Source organism: Pedobacter sp. PACM 27299 (assembly GCF_001412655.1).
Classification (GTDB): domain Bacteria; phylum Bacteroidota; class Bacteroidia; order Sphingobacteriales; family Sphingobacteriaceae; genus Pedobacter.
In genome coordinates, this window is sequence record NZ_CP012996.1 from 558,432 (window position 1) to 580,409 (window position 21,978).

The 21,978-nt window shown below is 42.6% G+C and carries 15 protein-coding genes; 13 read left to right on the forward strand and 2 right to left on the reverse strand.

What is annotated here, in order from left to right; genetic code table 11:
* Nucleotides 1-14 precede the first annotated feature (14 nt).
* The 13 genes from AQ505_RS02355 to AQ505_RS02415 all read left to right on the forward strand — a co-directional run bounded on the left by AQ505_RS02355 (nucleotide 15) and on the right by AQ505_RS02415 (nucleotide 19,056).
* Nucleotides 15-1,358 (forward strand): murein hydrolase activator EnvC family protein, encoded by a 1,344-nt coding sequence (locus tag AQ505_RS02355; RefSeq protein WP_062546700.1) that lies wholly within the window; start codon nucleotides 15-17, stop codon nucleotides 1,356-1,358.
* Between the two features lie 56 nt (nucleotides 1,359-1,414).
* Entirely contained in the window at nucleotides 1,415-1,825 is a 411-nt protein-coding gene (gene tatA / locus AQ505_RS02360) for a twin-arginine translocase TatA/TatE family subunit (RefSeq protein ID WP_082461388.1), read from the forward strand.
* Nucleotides 1,826-1,836: 11 nt separating this feature from the next.
* A complete protein-coding gene (locus tag AQ505_RS02365) occupies nucleotides 1,837-2,043 on the forward strand; it encodes a Sec-independent protein translocase subunit TatA/TatB (RefSeq protein WP_062546701.1) in 207 nt (68 codons plus the stop codon).
* A gap of 39 nt (nucleotides 2,044-2,082) precedes the next feature.
* Nucleotides 2,083-3,501: an Asp-tRNA(Asn)/Glu-tRNA(Gln) amidotransferase subunit GatA gene (gene gatA / locus AQ505_RS02370; RefSeq protein ID WP_062546702.1), complete on the forward strand. Its 1,419-nt coding sequence runs from the start codon at nucleotides 2,083-2,085 to the stop codon at nucleotides 3,499-3,501.
* Nucleotides 3,502-3,524: 23 nt separating this feature from the next.
* Nucleotides 3,525-4,748 (forward strand): lytic transglycosylase domain-containing protein, encoded by a 1,224-nt coding sequence (locus tag AQ505_RS02375; protein ID WP_062546703.1) that lies wholly within the window; start codon nucleotides 3,525-3,527, stop codon nucleotides 4,746-4,748.
* An 84-nt stretch (nucleotides 4,749-4,832) separates the two neighbouring features.
* Complete coding sequence (locus AQ505_RS02380) at nucleotides 4,833-7,148, forward strand: NADP-dependent malic enzyme (RefSeq protein ID WP_062546704.1); 2,316 nt, start codon at nucleotides 4,833-4,835, stop codon at nucleotides 7,146-7,148.
* A gap of 3 nt (nucleotides 7,149-7,151) precedes the next feature.
* Nucleotides 7,152-7,736, forward strand: a complete 585-nt coding sequence (gene ruvA, locus AQ505_RS02385) for a Holliday junction branch migration protein RuvA (protein WP_062546705.1) — start codon at nucleotides 7,152-7,154, stop codon at nucleotides 7,734-7,736.
* A gap of 9 nt (nucleotides 7,737-7,745) precedes the next feature.
* Nucleotides 7,746-14,924 carry a T9SS outer membrane translocon Sov/SprA gene (sprA, locus tag AQ505_RS02390; protein WP_062546706.1) on the forward strand — a complete coding sequence of 2,393 codons (7,179 nt, stop codon included), beginning with the start codon at nucleotides 7,746-7,748 and terminating at the stop codon, nucleotides 14,922-14,924.
* 55 nt (nucleotides 14,925-14,979) lie between these two features.
* On the forward strand, nucleotides 14,980-15,360 hold the full coding sequence (gcvH, locus tag AQ505_RS02395) for a glycine cleavage system protein GcvH (RefSeq protein ID WP_062546707.1): 381 nt from the start codon (nucleotides 14,980-14,982) through the stop codon (nucleotides 15,358-15,360).
* A 3-nt stretch (nucleotides 15,361-15,363) separates the two neighbouring features.
* Entirely contained in the window at nucleotides 15,364-15,783 is a 420-nt protein-coding gene (locus tag AQ505_RS02400; protein ID WP_062546708.1) for a VanZ family protein, read from the forward strand.
* A gap of 299 nt (nucleotides 15,784-16,082) precedes the next feature.
* Nucleotides 16,083-16,298: a FeoA family protein gene (locus AQ505_RS02405; RefSeq protein WP_062546709.1), complete on the forward strand. Its 216-nt coding sequence runs from the start codon at nucleotides 16,083-16,085 to the stop codon at nucleotides 16,296-16,298.
* Between the two features lie 19 nt (nucleotides 16,299-16,317).
* Nucleotides 16,318-18,423: a ferrous iron transport protein B gene (feoB, locus tag AQ505_RS02410; RefSeq protein ID WP_231635009.1), complete on the forward strand. Its 2,106-nt coding sequence runs from the start codon at nucleotides 16,318-16,320 to the stop codon at nucleotides 18,421-18,423.
* 18 nt (nucleotides 18,424-18,441) lie between these two features.
* On the forward strand, nucleotides 18,442-19,056 hold the full coding sequence (locus AQ505_RS02415) for a sprT domain-containing protein (RefSeq protein WP_231635010.1): 615 nt from the start codon (nucleotides 18,442-18,444) through the stop codon (nucleotides 19,054-19,056).
* Here AQ505_RS02415 and AQ505_RS02420 read toward each other — a convergent pair.
* Together AQ505_RS02420 and AQ505_RS02425 are read right to left on the reverse strand one after the other, a co-directional pair.
* On the reverse strand, nucleotides 19,005-19,814 hold the full coding sequence (locus tag AQ505_RS02420) for a hypothetical protein (RefSeq protein ID WP_062546711.1): 810 nt from the start codon (nucleotides 19,812-19,814) through the stop codon (nucleotides 19,005-19,007). The two genes, AQ505_RS02415 and AQ505_RS02420, sit on opposite strands and share 52 nt — an antisense overlap.
* A 180-nt stretch (nucleotides 19,815-19,994) precedes the next feature.
* Complete coding sequence (locus AQ505_RS02425; protein WP_062546712.1) at nucleotides 19,995-21,977, reverse strand: alpha-ketoacid dehydrogenase subunit alpha/beta; 1,983 nt, start codon at nucleotides 21,975-21,977, stop codon at nucleotides 19,995-19,997.
* Nucleotide 21,978 lies beyond the last annotated feature (1 nt).

A 21,978-nucleotide genomic window follows, 5' to 3' on the forward strand; every position in this document is an offset into this window, starting at 1 on the left:
ATACTTTTGATGCAATGAAGCTAAATAAACTATTATTCCTCTTCTTATTTTTATTATCCGCCAACATCGCCGTTGCGCAGAACAGTTCAGAGCTTAAAAGAAAAAAAGAAGCCATACAACGGGAAATAGAACTGCTTCAGAGAAATCTGACGAAGACGGCTAAAAACAAGAAATTGACACAAAGCCAGATCAATGCTTTAAACACGCAGATTAGTTTAATGCAGGAGAAGATTTCGGTCATCAACTCTGAGATTAAGAACCTGGACAACCAGATTCACGAAAATACCAACACGGTTATCAATTTAAAAGGACAGCTGTCGCAGCTTAAAAAAGAGTATGCGGGTATGATCCGTTTCGCACAGCGCAACCAGAACGCTTACGACAAGATGATGTTCGTGTTTGCAGCCAGTGACTTCAATCAGGCTTATAAAAGAATCAAATACCTGCAGCAGTTTGGTCAGTACCGTAAAAAACAAGCGGGATATATTCAAGGGACGCAAAAAGACCTGAACTATAAGATTGTTGTACTCGATAAAAACTTAAAGCAAAAAAGCAGCTTGCTGCATGAGCAGGAGACTGAAAAGGATAAACTGGGCAAGAACAAAAATGAACAGGCCCAGGTATTGAACAAAATCAGCAAGCAGGAAAAGCAATATAAACAAGACATTGTAGCCCGTAAAAAACAACAGGCACAAATTGACAGAAACATCCGTGCGGCAATTGCGCGTGAGATTGCGATCGCCAAGAAGAAAGCGGAAGAAGAAGCAAGGGCTGCGGAACGCGCCAGATTAGCAGCTATTGCAGCTGCAGAGCGTGCCAGAGCAGCGGCTGTAGCCAAAGCAAAAGCAGAAAACAAACCGGTTCCTGTTGCCGCCGCTGCTCCGGTAGCGAAGGCAAAAGCGGCCACGGCAAACAGCAGCAACAACTACCTGACGGCAACGCCGGAAGCCGCAAGACTATCTGCAGCTTTTGAAAGTAACAGGGGATCTTTACCCTGGCCGGTCGCTGCCGGAACCACCACGGAGAGTTTTGGTAAACATAAAGAAGGACAAGCGAGTTACGATAATGCTGGTATTACCATCCAAACCGCTGAAGGTGCTGCGGTAAGAGCGGTATTTAACGGAAAAGTTACTAAGGTTGGAAATGCGCTGGGCAGGTATTATGTACTGATCAAACACGGACAGTTTTTTACGGTGTATCAGAACCTTAAATCGGTTAGTGTAGGCCAGGGAGACGATGTGAGTACCAAACAAACCATTGGCAGCGTGGCTTCCTCGGGAGATATCCCAGAGCTTCAATTCCAGATCTATAGAGGAACCGTTGCGCAGAATCCTGCAGGATGGCTATCTGCAAAATAGAGGATTGCGCGAGAAATGTTTATATTTGTATATTGATTTAATAAATAGAGCTTAAAATGTATTCAGGAACAGTATTGGAATTCTTAAACATGGGCAGCGGTGAGATTATGCTGATCCTGGTTGTGGTTCTTTTGTTATTTGGAGGTAAAAAACTTCCGGAATTGGCAAGAGGCCTGGGAAAAGGGATCCGCGATTTTAAAGATGCCTCAGATGGCGTGAAAAGAGAAATCCATCGCAACATAAATTCCGTAGGTATTGTGGACGACATTAATGATGTTATTAATGACAACAGCCGTCACCATCCAAAAGAAACTAGCCTGGAAGAGCAAATGTATCCTGGCAGCACTACTGCTGCTGTAGAAACTACGCCTGCTACTTCTGAAGGAATTGACTTAGAAAAAAAGGAAACAGTTGCTGCAACCAGTACTGAAAATCCTAAAATAGAAACAGATAAAACACAACTTTAACTAATCATATCATGTTAAACACACCAATATTAGCCGCATTAGGAGGCATGGAAATCGCCGTTATCCTTGTAATTGTTTTATTACTTTTCGGTGGTAAAAAAATTCCAGAACTAATGCGTGGCTTAGGTAAAGGCATTAAAGAATTTAAAGACGGAAAAGACGGGATGGATGATGCTGCTGATAAAGTAGAACAAAACCGCAGCAACAAACCACTATAGGTTTCAATCCGATTTTTAAATTTAACCTATTCTTGAAATTTGAAGAAGTATAACTCCTTATCAGAGATACAAACCCTTATTGCTCAAAAAAAACTTAGTTTAACTGAGCTGCTGGATCACTATTTTAAGCAAATAGAAACTCATGAACACCTCAATGCTTTTAATGAGGTGTTTTTTTATTCTGCGGCCGCTCAGGCTAAAGTAGTACAAGAGAAAATAGACAATGGTACTGCCGGTAAACTGGCAGGAATGGTGATTGGTATTAAAGACAATATCTGTTATAAAGACCACATCGTTACCGCCTCTTCCAAAATGCTGGAAGGTTTTGTCTCTCCTTATTCTGCTACCGTAGTAGAGCGTCTATTGGCCGAAGATGCCATCATTATCGGAAGACTCAATTGTGATGAGTTTGCCATGGGTGGCTCCAATGAAACTTCTTATTATGGCGTGGTAAAAAACGCGGCAGATGCAGAACGCGTTGCCGGAGGCTCTTCAGGAGGCTCGGCAGTAGCGGTACAGGCAGACCTCTGCTTATCAGCATTGGGAACAGATACCGGCGGTTCTGTCAGACAACCCGCTGCTTTTTGCGGATGTATAGGAATGAAGCCTACTTATGGCCGCATTTCCAGATATGGCGTGATCGCTTACGCTTCTTCCTTTGATCAGGTAGGTACCATCACTTCTTCTATCTCTGATGCCGCCCTATTGCTGGAAATTCTAGCGGGTGCGGATGATTATGACAGTACGGTTTCTAAACAGGAAGTACCGGATTATACTTCCGGATTATCAGCAGGAGGATCGAAAAAGATTGCGGTATTAAAGGAAACACTGGAAAGTGAAGTCCTGGATCCTGCAATTAAAGCATCCATTCTAAGCGCAATCGAGCGTTTTAAAAGTCAGGGGCATACCGTTGAATATGTGTCTTTTGATCTGCTGGATTACCTGGTTCCTGCTTATTACGTATTGACCACTGCAGAAGCTTCTTCTAATTTATCCCGATATGATGGGGTTCATTATGGGCACCGCAATATGGATGCGGTCACTTTGAACGACTTATACAAGACTTCCAGAGCGGAAGGTTTTGGAGAAGAAGTGAAAAAAAGAATCCTGATTGGTACGTTTGTTTTGAGCGCAGGCTATTATGATGCTTACTATCAAAAAGCACAGCAGGTGAGAAGACTGATCCGCGAAAAAATGGAAGAAATGCTGGTAGATTTTGATGTTATTCTAAGTCCTGTAGCACCAACTCCTGCTTTCAAAATCGGCGAAAATACAGAAGATCCATTGGTCATGTACATGGCAGATATCTTTACAGTATTGGCATCGCTGACAGGAATTCCAGCAATTGCAATTCCTTTGGGCAATAATAATGAAGGATTACCGTTAAGCTTACAGCTTATGGCAAAGCACTTTAAGGAACAGGAACTGTTGTCACTGTCCCATACATTTTTAACCTAGAACCATGTCACCAAACATTGCCTATGAAAATAAATGTACTTTTTGCATCCTGTATTATAGCATTAACCAGCTTTTCAGCAGCAGCTCAGCAACCGCAAGGGTCTCTACAAATTATTGATACACTTGCTTTACCGGTTTTACCAGAAACGCCAACTTTTCATAACCATAATTACGTGTTTAAGGCACGCCTGGACTCGATCCAGAAAATGGTGCCCCTCAGTTATAATGAACATGTACAAAAGTACATTGACGTGTATAGCAGTCGGAAAGATATGATGGGGAAGATGATCGGCCTGTCCGATTATTACTTCCCCGTTTTTGAAAAAGCACTGAAGTTTTATAATATCCCCGAAGAAATAAAATACCTGCCCATTATAGAATCTTCTATGAATGCCCATGCAGTTTCCAGGGTAGGGGCCACAGGTTTATGGCAGTTCATGTTTGCTACGGCAAAAGATTATGGATTGAATATGGACAATTTCGTGGATGAAAGAAAAGATCCGATCCAAGCCAGTTATGCAGCAGCAGCTTATTTTAAAGATGCTTACCAGGAATTGGGGGACTGGCTGTTGGCCATCGCCGCTTACAACTGTGGAATGGGCAATGTAAAAAGGGCCATCATCAAAGCAGATTCTCACGATTTCTGGGAAATCAGACCTTATCTCCCTTTAGAAACACGGAATTATGTGCCTGCATTTATTGCTGCTCTGTACGTGATGAAGTGTTCCGGACAACACCAGATTAAAGCACAAGCCTCCCCATTTGTTAAAAATACGGATACGATTCATGTGAATCGCTTTGTGTCTCTGCCGCAATTGGCTATGGCACTCAGCATAGAAGAAGATGCACTTTGCAGTTTAAACCCAAGTTATAAGAAGAAGATTGTGAATGGGACGGAATTAGAGCCCAAGCGCATCGTGATTCCTAAGGTAAACATGGCGCAGTTTGCGGAAATCTATGAAGTATTGAATAATGCAGAGCTGGATGTGAACCAGAATGTATATCTTGCTTCCAATGATGATCGCCGTGTGAAAAAGAAAATCACAGCAAAACCCGCTGCTGCGGTCAGTTACCATAAGGTGACTCCCGGACAAACACTCAGCGCTATTGCGAATAAATACAATGTAGAAGTCCAGGATTTAAAAGTATGGAACGGCCTTAAAAGTTCCTCTATTGTACCTGGACAAAAATTGAAAATCCATAACCCAGAACCTGCCAAGCGAAAAAAATCCGCCATTCATGGATAAAGCCTGCCTCTCAAGACTGATTCCTTTTTTATTTCAGGGCTAATTAAAAGATTGTAACTTTGGCCCTTTATAAATGACTGATTTATGAGTAAAATTAACAGGAAGCAAGATGCTTTGGATTACCACTCGCAAGGGCGACCGGGAAAAATACAAGTTATACCCACGAAACCAACGAACTCTCAAAGAGATCTGGCGCTGGCGTATTCTCCAGGGGTAGCTGAACCTTGTTTAAAAATTGCAGAAAACACTGAAGATGTATATAAATATACCGCTAAAGGAAACCTGGTAGCTGTAATTAGTAATGGTACAGCAGTATTAGGTCTTGGCGATATAGGTCCGGAAGCGGGTAAGCCGGTGATGGAAGGTAAAGGTCTTCTTTTTAAGATCTTCGCTGATATTGACGTTTTTGATCTGGAACTGGATACTAAAAATGTTGATGATTTTGTTAAAATCGTAAAAGCCCTGGAGCCAACGTTTGGTGGGGTGAACTTAGAAGATATTAAAGCACCAGAATGCTTTGAAATTGAACGTCGCTTAAAAGAGGAGATGAATATCCCTGTGATGCACGACGATCAGCATGGTACCGCCATTATCTCGGCTGCAGCATTAATCAATGCCTGCGAACTGCAGAAAAAGAAAATGGATAAGATTAAGATTGTGGTGAATGGTGCCGGTGCTGCCGCGATTTCATGTACGCGTCTTTATGTTTCTTTAGGTGCTAAAAAAGAAAACATCGTGATGTGCGACCGTACTGGCGTCATCAGAGCCGACAGAGAAAAACTGGATGACATCAAAGCTGAATTTGCAACTACAAGAGACCTTCGTACTTTGGAAGAAGCCATGAAAGATTCTGATGTATTCATCGGTCTTTCTTCTGCCGATTGCGTAACGGTAGACATGTTGAAATCTATGGCTAAGCATCCTATTGTTTTTGCAATGGCGAATCCTAATCCAGAGATTGCTTACGAACTGGCCATCAGTTCCCGTAAAGATTTAATTATGGCTACAGGACGTTCTGATTATCCTAATCAGGTGAATAACGTACTGGGCTTCCCATATATTTTTAGAGGTGCATTAGATGTTAGGGCAACCAGCATCAATGAGGAAATGAAAATTGCCGCAGTGAAAGCAATTGCTGAACTGGCTAAAAAATCTGTTCCTGAGGCTGTAAACATGGCCTACAATGAGAAAAATATCAAATTTGGTAAAGACTATATCATTCCTAAGCCGGTAGATTTGCGACTGATGACCAATGTTTCTTCGGCAGTAGCCAAAGCAGCAATTGAATCAGGTGTAGCTCGTAAAATCATCACCGATTGGGATGCGTATACCGAAGAATTGAAAACCAGATTGGGAATGGATGATGCCATCATGCGTGCCATCACCAACAAAGCGAAATCTGATCCCAAACGTGTGGTATTCACCGAAGCGGATAATTATAAAATTCTGAAAGCGGCACAGATCGTTAAAGACGAAAATATTGCCATTCCAATCTTACTAGGCAAAAGGACGGTTATCGAGCAGATCATTGAAGAAAATGCACTGGAATTAGAAGGTGTAGAGATCATTGATCCAATGTTAGAGCCGGAACGCATGAAAAAATATGCGGATAATCTATACCAAAAAAGACAAAGAAGAGGGGTAACCTTGTTCGAAGCCAACAAATTCTTACGCGATAGAAATTACTTCGGTGCTTCTATGGTGGAATTCGGCGAAGCAGATGCCATGATCTCTGGTCTGACCAAAAACTATGTATCTACGATCAAGCCTGCACTACAGGTAATCGGTACGGAGCCAGGTGTAAACCGTGTGGCTGGAATGTACATGATGATGACCAAAAAAGGTCCGGTATTCTTTGGCGATACTACCGTAAATGTAGATCCTACAGTAGAAGAATTAGTAGACATTACCTTGTTACTAGACTCTGCTGTACGTAAATTCAATATTCAGCCACGTATTGCGCTACTTTCTTACTCCAATTTTGGGTCAAATGAAGGTGTCGTGCCTGAAAAAGTGAGAAAAGCAGTGAAAATTCTTCACGAAAAGCACCCTGAAATTATCGTAGACGGCGAAATGCAAGGAAATTTTGCAATTAACAATGAGTTATTGAAAGATAACTTTCCTTTTAGTAGCTTAGTAGATGCCCCTGCAAATACACTGGTATTCCCTAATTTGGAGTCTGGAAATATTGCCTACAAATTGTTACAGGAACTAGGTGGAGCAGAAGCAGTAGGTCCTATTCTATTGGGATTGAACAAACCTGTTCACATTGTACAGTTGGGTAGTTCAGTTCGTGAAATTGTGAACATGGTCACTTTAGCTGTTTTAGATGTACAGTCTAAAGAACAAGAAGCCCTGGCTAAAAAGGGTGGTTTATTAAAAAGAATAATTAAGAAATAAGATATGTTTGAATATATTGATGGTAAGCTCACCTTTAAATGCCCCGCTTATATTGTTGTGGAGGCCGGAGGAATTGGTTACCATATCAATATTTCACTAAATACTTATAGCAGCCTGGCAGATGCAGAAAGATGTAAAGTTTACCTCTGGACGCATATAAAGGAAGATGCACATACCTTATATGGATTTGCAGAGGAGGGAGAGCGCAGGCTCTTCCTTCATCTGATTTCCGTTTCTGGAATCGGTCCGAATACCGGTAGGATGATGCTCTCTTCCATTACTCCGATAGAAATTCAAGCTGCTATCGTAAATGGTGATTTACCTTTGATCCAGCGGATTAAAGGGATTGGCACGAAAACGGCTCAGCGTCTTGTGCTGGAATTACAGGATAAATTGAAAAAAGAAGGTACAGGATCGTTGATCGCTGCACCGCTTAATAATACTGCTAGAGAAGAAGCTTTATCCGCCTTGATGATGCTTGGTTTTGCAAAACAACCCGCAGAGAAATCAATCGATAATGCAGTGAAAAATGGAGGCGCAGATTTAACAGTAGAACAAATGATAAAAATAGCTTTGAAGAACTTATAGAATTTTACCTTGAAAACCCTATTAACGCTCCTCTTTACCTTATTTCTCTGCCTTGGCGGACAACTAGCTTTTTCGCAAACCGTGAGGCCGCAGGTAAGAAATTCCGATACGACAAAGAATTCCTTCAGTTTAAAGGAAAAACAACGACTAGGTCTTAGAAATCTCAACAACTCCTTCAAACCACTTCCCGACAATGTGAAACGGGAGGTTGAGTATGATGCGAAAAATAAAAGGTACATCATTCGCCAGTTAATTGGCAACCAGCTTTTCTCCGCTCCGCAGTACCTCACCATTGAAGAGTACCAGCGTTTGGTGAATTCTGAAATGAAGCGCGACAACTGGCGCATGTATTCCAACGAAGAAATTAATGAAGTCAGAAAGAACGGGCTAATTCCTAGCCTGAAAGTCAATAACAAGGCTTTTGAAAAGATTTTTGGCGGAACAACGATAGACATACAGCCTCGTGGTGAGGCCGAACTGACTTTCCTGGGAAGGATCAATAAAAATGAAAACCCGCTGTTCAACGAGCGTCAGCGCGTACAGGGCAATTTTGATTTTAACCAGCGCATCCAGATGGATGTGATCGGTAATATTGGTACCCGCATGAAGGTCAATATGAATTACAATACCGAAGCACAATTTGATTTTGAAAATCAGGTGAAGCTCGATTATGTAGGAGGAAAGGACGACATTATCCAGAAGATTGAAGCAGGTAACGTGAGCCTGCCCCTAAGCACCTCACTGATCAACGGTACCCAAGCGCTTTTTGGGATAAAAACACAGCTGCAATTCGGGAAGCTGAATGTGAGCACCGTTTTCTCTCAGCAGAAATCACAATCGCGGGAAATCCGCATCAATAATGGGGCACAGCAGAATGAATTCAGACTCAGTGCAGATAATTATGAAGCCAACAAACACTATTTCTTAGCGCAGTATTTTAGACAGAATTATAATAAAACCTTAGCTACGCCTCCAACGCTTACTTCAGGAATATTGATTACCAGGGTAGAAGCCTGGATTACCAATAAAACAGGAAATACACAAGGCTCCAGAGATGTGATGGCCTTGATGGATTTAGGAGAGAATACACCCTACAATCAAACACTTGTTGGTGGTGGATCAGCGCTGCCTTCTGGATTTGACAATCCACAGTTTCCAAGACAATCCAATAATTTATTGTCGCAATTGCCGCCAGATGCCAGGTTAACAAACTCTAATGCAATCATTCCCTTCTTTGCAGGGAGCGGAGGTACAGATAACTATGCCAAGCTAACTTATGCCAGAAAACTGGCGGATAGAGAGTTTACTTTTCATCCGCAGCTGGGTTATATTTCCCTGAATAATGCGCTGAATACCGATGAGGTGTTGACGGTCGCTTACCGATATACTTATCGTGGGGTAGAATATCAGGTTGGGGAGTTCTCCACCGACATTTCATTTGACCCTGGCAGCCCAAAGGTCTTGTTTACAAAGATGCTGAAAAATGAAACTTTGAAAACTAAATTGCCGATCTGGAACCTGATGATGAAAAACATCTATTCTATCGGTGGATACCAGATCAGCCCAATGAACTTCAGATTAGACATTTTCCGCATCGATGACAAATCGGGCGTAGAAAAACCATACATCGAAGAAGGAGAAAAACTGGATGCCGACCGCAGGCCGCTGAAGAACAAACAATGGATTCAGGTAACTGGTTTAGACCGTTTGAACCAACAGCAGGAACGAAGTCCAGATGGAGTATTCGATTTTCAAGCAGAAAATAAACCCTTCGGAACCAATGACAATATCGCATTTAATACCCCGATAAACAGCAATAACAACCCGGGAAATACCAATGCTTCCAATACCAACCTGACCAATTTCTCTACCAATACGATGAGCGGTTACATTACGATCGACCCATTGAATGGAAGAATCATCTTCCCTTTGATCGAGCCATTTGGTCGGGATCTTGCCGATCAGTTTGAGGCTTCAGAGCTGCCATTGATCCAAAAATATACGTATCCCGCTTTATATGACTCCACAAAAGTGGTGGCACAGCAGCTGTTCAGCAACCAGAACCGCTATTTCATTAAAGGTGCTTACCAAAGTCAGGTGGCTTCAGAATTTAGCTTAAACTCTATCAATGTTCCTGAAGGATCAGTAAAGGTATTTGCCGGTACCATTCCTTTGCAGGAAGGTGTGGATTTTACAGTGGATTACCAGGGTGGAAGGGTGAGAATCCTCAATACCGCAATCTTGATTTCTGGACAGCCGATCAGAATTTCTACAGAAAATAATGAACTATTTGGTTTGCAGCAGCGTTCGTTGTTCGGAACCAGATTTGATTATAAAGTAAACAATAAACTGAATCTTGGGGCTACCTTGATGAACCTAACGGAGAAACCATTGACACCAAAGGTGAATGTGGGGGAAGAGCCGATTTCCAATACCATGTGGGGAGTAGATTTGAACTATAGTACACCATCCAGATTCCTGACGAAATTGGTGGATAAACTGCCTTTCATTTCTACAAAAGTACCTTCCAGTCTGACCTTCTCCGGAGAGTTTGCACAATTGATTCCGGGCCACCCGAAAGCCTTGAACTTCGGCGGACAAAAAGGTGGCGTGAGTTATCTGGATGATTTTGAAGCGTCACGTTCCGTGATTGATTTGAAAAGCTCTATGGCCTGGCAGTTGTCGGGAACACCACAGCTTTTCTCTGAATCCAGTAGGATTGACGATTTGAGCTACGGTTTCAACAGGGCCTTAATCGCTTTCTACAACATCGACCCAATTTTTTACAATCGAAATGATGCCAGTCTACCGGCAGGTTTGAGAAATAACAAAAATGAGTTGTCTAACCATTATGTTCGTCAGATTATCGAACAGGAGGTGTTTCCTTTCAAAGAAACCGGTACAGGACAGCCTTTCGCCCTGCCAACTTTAGATGTGGCTTTTTATCCGACTGTTCGTGGTCCTTACAATTATACGCCTACCGGATTTAACCAGGCTGGTATGCTGAATAACCCGCGTTCCCGCTGGGGAGGTTTATTCAGAAGAATTGAAACCAATGATTTTGAAGCTTTGAACATTGAGTTCATCGAACTTTGGGTAATGGACCCGAACATTTATAAACCGAACAGTTTGGGCGGTGATCTGTATTTCAACTTGGGTAACATCTCGGAAGACATTTTGAAAGACGGAAGAAAGTCTTTGGAGAATGGACTTCCTGCTGATGGCGATCCTTCTAAATACGATGAAACCAATTGGGGAAGGGTGCCGAAATTGCAGCCGGTAGTTCAGGCTTTCGACAATGATCCGAATGCCAGAAAAGCACAGGATGTGGGATTAGATGGATTGGCCAATAAAGATGAGCAGGTGAAATTCTCTACTTTGATCAACCAGATCAAAGGACAGTTAAACCCTGATGCAGCCAATGCTTTAGAAAATGACCCTTCTTCTGATGATTATAGTTATTTCAGAGGTCCGGATTTAGACCGTGAAAATGCAGGAATTTTAAAACGTTACCAACGCTACAACGGAACGGAAGGAAACTCTAAAACTGCTGAGCAATCGCGTGCAGAATTGGGCGTAGAAAACTCGGCTTCGACCTCTTTACCAGATGGGGAAGACATCAACAGAGATAACAATATGACGCAATCTGATGAGTACTTCCAATACAAAGTTTCCATGCGTCCGGGCGACCTGATGGTGGGGCAAAACTTTGTAACGGATAAAGTAACTTCTCAGGTGAAACTGGCAAACGGAAGTACACAACCTGTAACCTGGTACCAGATCCGTATTCCTCTGGCACAATACCAGGACCGTATTGGTGGAATCCAGGATTTTAAATCTATCCGTTTCATCAGGATGTTCCTGACCAATTTTGCCGATACTACGGTATTGAGGTTTGGAAAAATCCAGTTGGTAAGAGGTGAATGGAGACAATATAATCCAAATGATGATCCTTCACAAACGATCGTAGATCCTGCTTTAGGAACGATTGCTTCTGATAAATCGACGATAGAAGTCGCTACCGTGAATATTGAGGAGAATGGTAAACGTACCCCGATTCCTTACGTGATTCCTCCTGGTATTGAAAGAGAGCGTGATTTCAGCAATTACCGAGGTGATACCCGTCAAAATGAGCAATCCTTATCAGTAACCATTAAAAACCTGAAAGATGGTTATGGAAGGGCAGCATTTAAAACCGGTTTCAACGATTTCAGGTCTTATAAACACCTGGAAATGTACATCCATGCGGAGGCTTTAGGAACCAGTACATTAAAAGATAACGACCTGAGTGCTTTCCTGAGGATCGGCACAGACAACCAGGACAATTACTATGAATATTCACAGCCTTTAAAGGTGACGCTTCCAGGCACCAGTGATCCGAATGCGATCTGGCCGGAGCAGAATAAGATGGACATTACCCTCGAGTTTTTCCAGAAAGCGAAACTAGAAAGAAACAACGCGAAAACCAGTACCGGTGCACCATGGCCAATCAATATTCCCTACATCTATACGGTGGATGGCAAAACGATTACCATCAAAGGGCAGCCGGATATGAGTAAAGTAAGGGTCTACATGCTGGGGGTTAAAAACCCTTACCGTGCAAATGGCAATGACGATGGGATGGAGAAAAATGCAATTATCTGGTTCAATGAGCTTCGTTTAACGGAATTTGATGAGCGAGGCGGATGGGCAGCTACAGCGAGAATGAATGCTAAACTGGCCGATTTTGCGGATGTTAACGTATCCGGAAGTAAATCGACCATCGGTTTCGGGTCCTTAGAAACCAGAGTGAGCGAGAGAAACAGAGCAGACAATGTGTTCTTTGACATCTCTTCGAGCATGGAACTGGGCAAGTTTTTCCCTAAGAAAACAGGGATTAAGGTGCCGATGTTTGTGAGTTATTCCAGTCAGGTAGCTACTCCTCAATACAACCCGAGTATGCCGGATATTGAGTTGAAAAATGCATTGGATGCCGCGTCAAAACCACAGCGCGATTCTATCCTGAACTTTGCACAGGACTATACCACCAGAAGCAGTATCAACTTCACGAATGTGAGAAAAGAAAGAACAGACCCCGAAGCAAAACCCAGGGTTTGGGATATTGAAAACTTCAACGTCAGCTATGCTTATACGAAGTATTCACACCGTGATTTTATCATAGAAAATAATTTCCAAAAGACTTACAGGGCTTCCCTGGGGTATAACTATGCCGGACTGGCGAAAACTTATGAGCCTTTCAAAAAGATCATCAAGAACAATACACTGGCCTTGCTGAAAGATTTCAACTTTAGCCTGATGCCTTCTGCGATTAACTTCAGAATAGATGTAGATCGCTTCTATTCTGAAAACAGTTTGAGAAACAATGATCCGATGAATTCTATTCCGGTCAACACCACGTTTAATAAAAATTTCCTGGTGTCGAGGGTGTATGGAATTTCCTGGAACCTGAGTAAATCTTTAACCATGGACATTGATGCAACCAATTATTCCATCATCGATGAGCCTTTCGGCAGAATTCAGGGATTGAAAAGAGATACGTTATGGCAGAATATGCTGAGGTTGGGCCGTACTACCGACTACAGTCACAACCTGAACTTCACCTATAATTTGCCGATCAGTAAGATCCCAGGATTGGACTGGGTGAATGTGGCCACGCGTTATGGTACCAATTTCAACTGGCAGACAGAACCGCTTTCTACCTTGAGAGATCCAAATATCAACCTTGGAAATACGATTCAAAACTCCAGAACAATTCAGGTAAACCCTAACTTAAACCTGGCTTCCCTCTACAACAAATTCGGATTTGTACGTAAAGGAAACGGAGCCGGCGGACAAAATGTTTGGGTAGGCTTATTAACAAGTGTGAAAAATGTGGTGGGTGCTTACACGCAGACCAAGGGGATTTTCTTACCGGGTTATTTGCCTAAAACAAACTTCTTCGGAATTGACCAGGCTACCGGTGCACCGGGCTTAGGTTTCGTATTGGGTAGTCAGCGCGACATCAGGACGGAAGCCTTATTGAAAGGCTGGATCACCACCGATACCCTGCAATCGCAGCTGTACATCAATACGATGCGGGAAGATTTAAGTTTTACCAGTTTAGTAGAGCCGATCAAAGATTTGTCGATCACACTAACCGCCAACAGAAATCAAACTAAAAACTACTCTACCAATTTCAGGTATGATGAAGAATCAAAAGGTTTTGAAAACTTCAGCCCATTTACAACGGGTGATTATAGCATTTCCTATATCAGTTTAGGTACTGCTTTCTCGGAGAAATCCGGCAGCACGATGTCTAAGCTATTCGCTAATTTCATGAACAATAGGGTGATCATTTCCCAGCGTTTAGGTTTAACAAACCCGAACTCTGCAGGCGTTAGAAATGGCCTGTATGCCGATGGTTATGGTGCAGAATCTCAGGATGTACTGACGGCTGCTTTCCTGGCTGCTTATTCCGGGAAAGATGCAAAAACATCCAGCCTGAGTTCCATGCCTAAGATTCCATTGCCAAACTGGCGCTTGAATTACCGTGGCCTGATCGGAATTCCTTTCCTGGCAGAGCGTTTCAGCTCGATTGATTTGAGGCATTCTTACCGCTCTATTTACAGCATCAGCAGTTTCAACTCGCTATTAAAATACCAGGAAAATAATGGAGGAGTCATCAGCAGAGACTTAAATGACAACTTCCTTCCGGAGTTCCAATATGCACAGGTAACGATCGCCGAGCAGTTCTCGCCATTGATCGGAATTGATACCCGTTTGAAAAACAACCTGACCGCTAATTTTGAGATCGGAAGATCGAGGATGCTGGGATTAAATATGGCCAATAGCCAGCTGGCACAATTAACGGAAAGCAATATGGTGTTCGGACTGGGCTATCGCACAACGAAGTTCAGGTTCCCTTTTGGCTTGTTCAAAGGACTGAAAATGGACAACAATATGGACTTTAAACTGGATGTTGCAGTGAGGGATAATAAAACCGTGATTTATCGTGCAGACATTCTGGAGGCAGAAGTTTCTTCCGGTGCGAAAAACATTACCTTAAGGCCAAGTGTAGATTATATCCTGAACCAGCGTTTTAATGTGCGCCTGTTCTACGACAGTAACATCACCAAACCATACACCTCGCAAACGTTCAATACCTCATTCAGTAATTTCGGATTTAGTTTAAGAGTTACCCTGAATTAGGCATTGTGATAAATACTTATATTAATTACCTTTGAACCAACAAAAAATTATACACATGAATTTTCCATCAGAATTAAAGTACACTAAAGACCACGAATGGGTTAAAATTGAAGGTAACGAAGCCTATATCGGTATTACTGATTTTGCACAACGTGAATTAGGTGATATTGTATACATCGATATTAATACCGTGGGTGATGAAGTAAGTAAAGACGATGTTTTCGGTACAGTAGAAGCTGTTAAGACTGTTTCTGATTTGTTTATGCCAGTAACTGCTACAGTAACTGAGACTAATCCTGAATTGAATGACAACCCGGAATTAGTAAATTCTGACCCTTATGGAAAAGGATGGATGGTTAAAGTAACACTTTCTGACGCTGCTGAAGTTGCAGGTTTATTAGATGCAGATGCTTATAAAGCTCTTGTAGGAGCTTAATCAATGAATACTAAAGCATTAAAATATCAGATCTGGGCCATTCTATGGACCGTGGTGATTTTAGTCCTTTGTAATATGAAAATGCCTGACACTTCTGGGTCAGGCATTTTTTTTGAAGGATTTGATAAGCTGGTACACTTGGGTTTTTTCTTTGTACTGACGATTCTACTGTTCTATGGCAGGATCAATTACCAGCACAGCTATAGCTTCCGTTCCCTGACCATCTTTAAAGTGATCCTGATTACCGCAGGTATCGGTGCAGGAATTGAGTTTCTGCAATGGAAGGTGTTCACCTACAGGTCTGCAGAATGGTGGGATTTCGGCTGCGATATGATCGGTGTGTTTATGGGGGTATTCAGTTTTGTTCTTCTGCACAAATCGGATTATCATAAATCTCTGCACAATGAAAAAAATAAAGGTTAAACTGCTGCTTTTATTTGTCGCTGCAGCATTGAGTAGCTGCAGTATTTTTAAGCCTGGATGTAAGTGCCCTCCGGTGAGTTACAACAGCTATCCAAACGGGGTAAAACTCGCGGGTATCTAAATAGTTACCCTACTGTGACCTTAGGATTATTTAATAGCGCGTTATACGTCGTTAAACCTGATTTCAGGCAGGCTGATCTAGGTTCCAGTATTTGGAATTATTATAAATTAAGGCTAAATTGCGCCTGGTTCAGGAAAGGAAATCATGTCCGATCCGAACATAAATAACCTATAGAAAGATGAAGCTATCACAATTGAATCCAGGGGAAAGAGGTACTATAGTTGAGTTTACAGATCTTGAAATGTCCGTAAAACTTATGGAAATGGGCTGTTTGCCTGGGGAGGTTGTTGAGGTAGAAAGATTTGCTCCACTTGGTGATCCAATCGCGATCCGTGTGGCCGGCTATCAACTTTGTTTGCGTAAGAACGAAGCATCTGTTATCATAATTCAGTAATACTATATTGGCTAAGGATTTGAAAATAGCGCTGGTTGGGAATCCCAATACAGGCAAGTCTACTCTTTTTAACCTGCTGACAGGTTTAAATCAAAAGATCGGTAATTTTCCGGGTATCACCGTCGACAAGAAGGTGGGATATTGTAAGCTTGCAGATGGCAAGGTTGCAGAAATCATTGACCTTCCAGGAACATATAGCTTATATCCGAAGAGTAAGGATGAAAGTATCGTGTTCCAGGTACTGGCCGATAAAACGAATTCGAGTTATCCGGATGTAGTAGTTTTGGTAGCTGATGCGACCAATTTAAGAAGGAACTTATTGCTGTATTCGCAGGTTGCGGATCTGGAAGTGCCGATGGTATTGGCGCTCAATATGACTGATATGGCCCAGAAGGAAGGGATTGACGTCAATGTCAATAGGCTTTCGGAAAGATTGGGAATACAGGTGGTGGCCATCTCGGCAAGAAGCAAAACCGGATTAAAAGAATTAAAACAAGCCATAGAAAATACCACCAAAATTGCCACTCAGGCAAAAGGTGCAGATATATTAGCCTTAGCACCGGAAGCGATTTCCGAGGCAAAAGCAAAATTAAAAACAGACAATGACTATTATGCTTTGCAGGTGTTACACCAGCACCAGCATTTAGACCTGTTTTCTGTAGAAGACCATGCGGCATTTGAAAAGATTAAAAAAGCCCATGCTTTTGAAACTTCAGCGCTCCAGGCTGCAGAAACCATTGCCCGTTACCGTCATTTGGGAACCATACTTTCCGGCGTAATTCAGGATACTGGTGCGGCCAAAAAGTTTGCATTCAGTGATAAAATCGATGCGGTACTGACCAACAAATTTTGGGGCTTCCTGATCTTTATCGGGATTCTGTTCTTCATCTTTAACTCTATTTTCTCCTGGTCTGCGTACCCGATGGAGATGATTGAAGCCGGATTTATGAAGCTGACAGAACTCGGTCATGAGTATTTACCAGATGGTATATTAACCAATTTATTACTTGATGGGGTCCTGGCAGGTTTAGGTGGTGTAATCGTCTTTATTCCGCAAATCGCGATTCTCTTTGCTTTCATCTCCATATTGGAGGATACCGGATATATGTCCAGGGTGACCTTTATGATGGATAAAATCATGAGGAAATTCGGACTAAGCGGTAAATCTGTCGTACCTATGATTGGTAGTCTGGCCTGTGCCGTACCTTCGATCATGAGTGCCAGAAATATCGAAAGCTGGAAAGATAGGATCATCACCATTATGGTGGCTCCTTTAGTCAGCTGCTCGGCAAGGTTACCAGTATATACCTTGTTAATCGGCCTTGTTGTTCCGGAAAAGATGGTCTGGGGATTCATTAACCTGCAAGGTTTAACCTTAATGGGAATGTACCTGATCAGTATTGTAGCGGCAATATTGGTGGCTTTTGTAATGAAGTTTATCATCAAAGCGAAAGAGAAGTCTTACTTCATCATGGAATTGCCGGTATATAGAATGCCGCGATGGAGCAACGTCCTTTACACGATGTACGAGAAGTCTAAAACCTTTGTTTTCGAAGCGGGTAAGGTGATTATTGCAATTTCTATTATTCTATGGGTGATGGCATCTTATGGTCCTTCGGACAGATTTGCCATGATTGACAAGAAATATGACGCCATAGAGGCTCAAAAAGATAGCGTACAGATTTCTACGCTGGAAAGAGATAAGTCGGCAGAGAAGCTGGAAAACTCCTATGCGGGGATATTAGGGCATGCGATAGAACCAGCGATCAAGCCATTAGGTTTCGACTGGAAAATAGGTATTGCATTGATCACTTCATTTGCAGCAAGAGAAGCTTTTGTAGGTACTATGGCCACTATTTATAGTGTAGATGGGGGTGATGAAGCCGTAGGGACGATTCGTGATAAAATGAGAGCAGCTGTAAATCCAGATACGGGTTTACCAGTCTTCACTTTTGCCACTGCATTTTCACTGATGCTGTTTTATGCCTTCGCCATGCAATGTATGAGTACGGTAGCAGTGGTATTCAGGGAAACGAAGTCCTGGAAATGGCCTTTAATTCAGTTGACCTATATGACTGCAATGGCCTATATCGCCAGTTTGATCGCCTACCAGCTTTTGAAGTAATTTACTTATCTTGGGGAGGTGAAAAAGGAGGAGATCTTAGCGCAGTACATGCCCCAGGCAGCCGCACCGATCATTGCGAAGTGGATAGATTATTTTCAATGTGAGTTTAAAATATCTAAAAACAGGGTGACGAAACTGGGCGATTACCGCCATCCCTATCAAGGGCTGGGGCATAAAATATCTGTGAATAACGATTTGAATCCCTATGCATTTCTGGTTACCACGGTTCATGAATTTGCACATTTGCTTACCTGGAACGACCATAAGAATAAGGTGAAGCCCCATGGCGGAGAGTGGAAGCACAATTTCAAGCGCATGATGGCCCCCTTTATTGAGCAGAAAATCTTCCCTCAGGATGTGGAACTGGCGATTGTCAGCTACCTGCACAATCCTTCTGCGGCCAGCTGCACTGATTTAAAACTCTCCCGGGCGCTCAAAAAACACGACATATTAAAAGATGCTTCCCGATTGGAAGAACTGCCTTTAGACGCGGTGTTTACCATCAAAGATGGCAGGCAGTTTAAAAAAGGAGAGAAGCTCAGAAAAAGATACCGCTGCCTTTGTCTGGACAACGGAAATGTCTATTTATTTAATCCTTTAGCGGAAGTCATGTTGGCGCCAACAGGCACATAAACGGCCTCTTTATCTGCTATTTCCCATTTAAAATTCAACTTTTCATTCTTGAATATCGTAGGCTGACGTTGTAAACTGTCAATCAGCGCATCCGGTGTTCTCACCATTACATTTGCAGTATAGCTATTCTGGCCACTGCCTTTCAGTTGTAGGATACTTTCTTCAGGAATGTCTATAAATTGCTCAAAATACATTGCAAAATCGCCTTTTTGACCAATCGCATCTTCCAGTTTTTTGAGCTGCTGTACCTCGTCTTCCGCTGTTTGGACAGTTCTCATTGCAGACTTAACAGATAAAAAAGGTTGTTTTTTCAATGCTGCAGCGTTTACCGCTGTACGCTGTTCCTTTTTAAAAGAAATGTTGTTCCTAAAATAGTTGCGGATTTCTGTCAGGCCATTATTGGCTTTAATGCTTTCCTGAACAAGGATTAAAGTATCGTTTTTCAGGAAGTATTTTTTGCTGCTGTTGCTGATCAGCTTATTGTCAATGTTTTCTTCATATAAGACCGGATTCCCATTCGCGCTGTACTTTTCTACATACATGGATTGTTCTCCCTGCTGGAAAATAAGACTGCTTTGTTTCTCCAAACCACTGAGGTTTGATTGAATAGAATCGGCATAATGAAGAATGGAGGCATCGGTCATTGCGGCTGGAGAACTCTGATTGATCAGGTCTGCCTGGGGATGTTTGGGCTGCTGATTACAACCGGATATCGCTAAGGTCAGCGGGAAAATGAATGATAGATAAGCGTGCTTCATAGTATTCCTTAAGTAGTTCAGGAATCAAAATGCGATTATCGTGCCATAAGAAGGTTTGGAGTGTCGCAATATTGCGCAGAAATTTATTGGGAAGACCCAAAAGTCTCAGTGCTGGGGAGACAAATAGGCTGCAGGAATTATTGGACGTAGCTCATGAGCCTTTAAATGAGGAATGACTCCTTAATAAGCCAGCAGCTGATCAACCATACCTGATAACCTGCTTTTCGCAAGGAAGTCCTCTTCCAATACTTTACTCATTGGAATGGCCGTATCGGCACTGGCGCAGCGCATCACTGGTGCATCCAGATCGCTAAAACAATGTTCGCCTATCCATGCCGCCAATTCTGCTCCAAACCCAGTGCTTAAGGTATCTTCATGTAGGATCAATACCCTTCCTGTCTGCTTTACAGCAGCACTGACTGCAGTTTTATCCCAAGGCTGCAAACTGCGTAAATCAACGAGTGTGATGCTTAAGTCCGGATGTTCCGCGATATAGGAGAGCGCCCAGTGTACACCAAGCCCATAAGTAATAATGCTCAATTGTGTCCCTTCCTGTAATACATTCGCTTTGCCGATTTCCAGGTTGTATTCGCCTTGCGGAACTGCTCCGGTTAAACTCCTATACAGATATTTATGCTCAAAAAATAATACTGGATTCGGATCATCAATTGCCGCCAGCAATAGTCCTTTTGCATCCGCAGGAAAGGCCGGATAGACAATTTTTAATCCCGGTGTTTTTGTAAACCAGGCCTCATTACTTTGGGAGTGAAAAGGACCAGCACCGGTTCCGGCACCTGTAGGCATTCTGATCACCACATCTGCTTTTTCTCCCCATCTATAATGGGTTTTCGCCAGGTTATTTACGATTTGATTAAAACCACAGGTCACGAAATCGGCGAACTGCATTTCTACCACTGCTTTATAGCCATTGATAGAAAGGCCTAATGCGGTGCCTACAATTGCAGATTCACAGATGGGCGTATTTCGTACCCTTGACTTGCCAAAAAGACCAACAAAGCCTTCTGTAATCTTAAAAGCACCACCATATTCGGCAATATCCTGACCCATCAATACCAGATTTTCGTGTTTAGACATTCCGATTTTCAGCGCATCAGCAATGGCATCCAGGTAACGCATTTCTGAAGAAGGGAGCGCTGTTAGGGGGATCACAGGTTCAAAAGCATAGGGAGCGTACATATCTTCAAGTTCAGCCTGGGCATCTGCCACTGGTTCTTCCTCCTGGAATGCGGCTTCTATTTCATACTCAATACCAGCTTTAAAATCTGCTTTAATCTCTGTTATAAGCGAGGCAGTCAGCACATTTTCTGCTAATAAATAGCGTTCAAAGTTTGCTACCGGATCTTTCTGCGCCCAGGCATCCATCAGTTCCTGCGGAACGTATTTAGTGCCTGAGGCTTCTTCATGCCCCCTCATTCTGAAAGTTAAACACTCTACCAATACAGGTTTAGGATCTTTACGAATTTTTGAGGCAATACCGGCCAGCGTATCATAGACTTCCAATACATTATTGCCATCGATTTGAAAACCTTCAATACCATAACCTGCTGCCCGATCTACCAGATTTTTACATTTGTATTGTTCGCTGGTAGGGGTAGAGAGACCGTATCCATTGTTCTCAATCAGGAAGATCACTGGAAGATTCCATACAGCAGCTACGTTGATGGCTTCGTGGAAATCACCTTCACTGGTAGCACCTTCGCCGGTAAATACCAGCGTTGCTTTTTCCTGACCGGAGATCAGGTCTGCGAGGGCGATGCCATCTGCAACGGCCATTTGAGGTCCCAAATGGGAGATCATGCCGATAATTTTATAGTCTTGACTGCCAAAATGGAAGGAGCGGTCCCGACCTTTGGTAAAGCCGTTCAGTTTTCCCTGCCATTGTGCCATCAACTTCTTCAAAGGAATGTTACGTGCGGTAAATACACCGAGGTTTCTATGCATAGGGAGGATATACTCCGATTCCTCCATAGCCAGTGTACTGCCAATGGCAATGGCTTCCTGACCGATGCCGGAGAACCATTTGCCAATTCTGCCTTGACGTAATAGGATAAGCATTTTTTCCTCTACCATTCTTGGGTAGAGCAATTGCGTATATAAATTTAGTAATACCGCATCGTTCTTATCTTTTCTGTCGAACTGCATA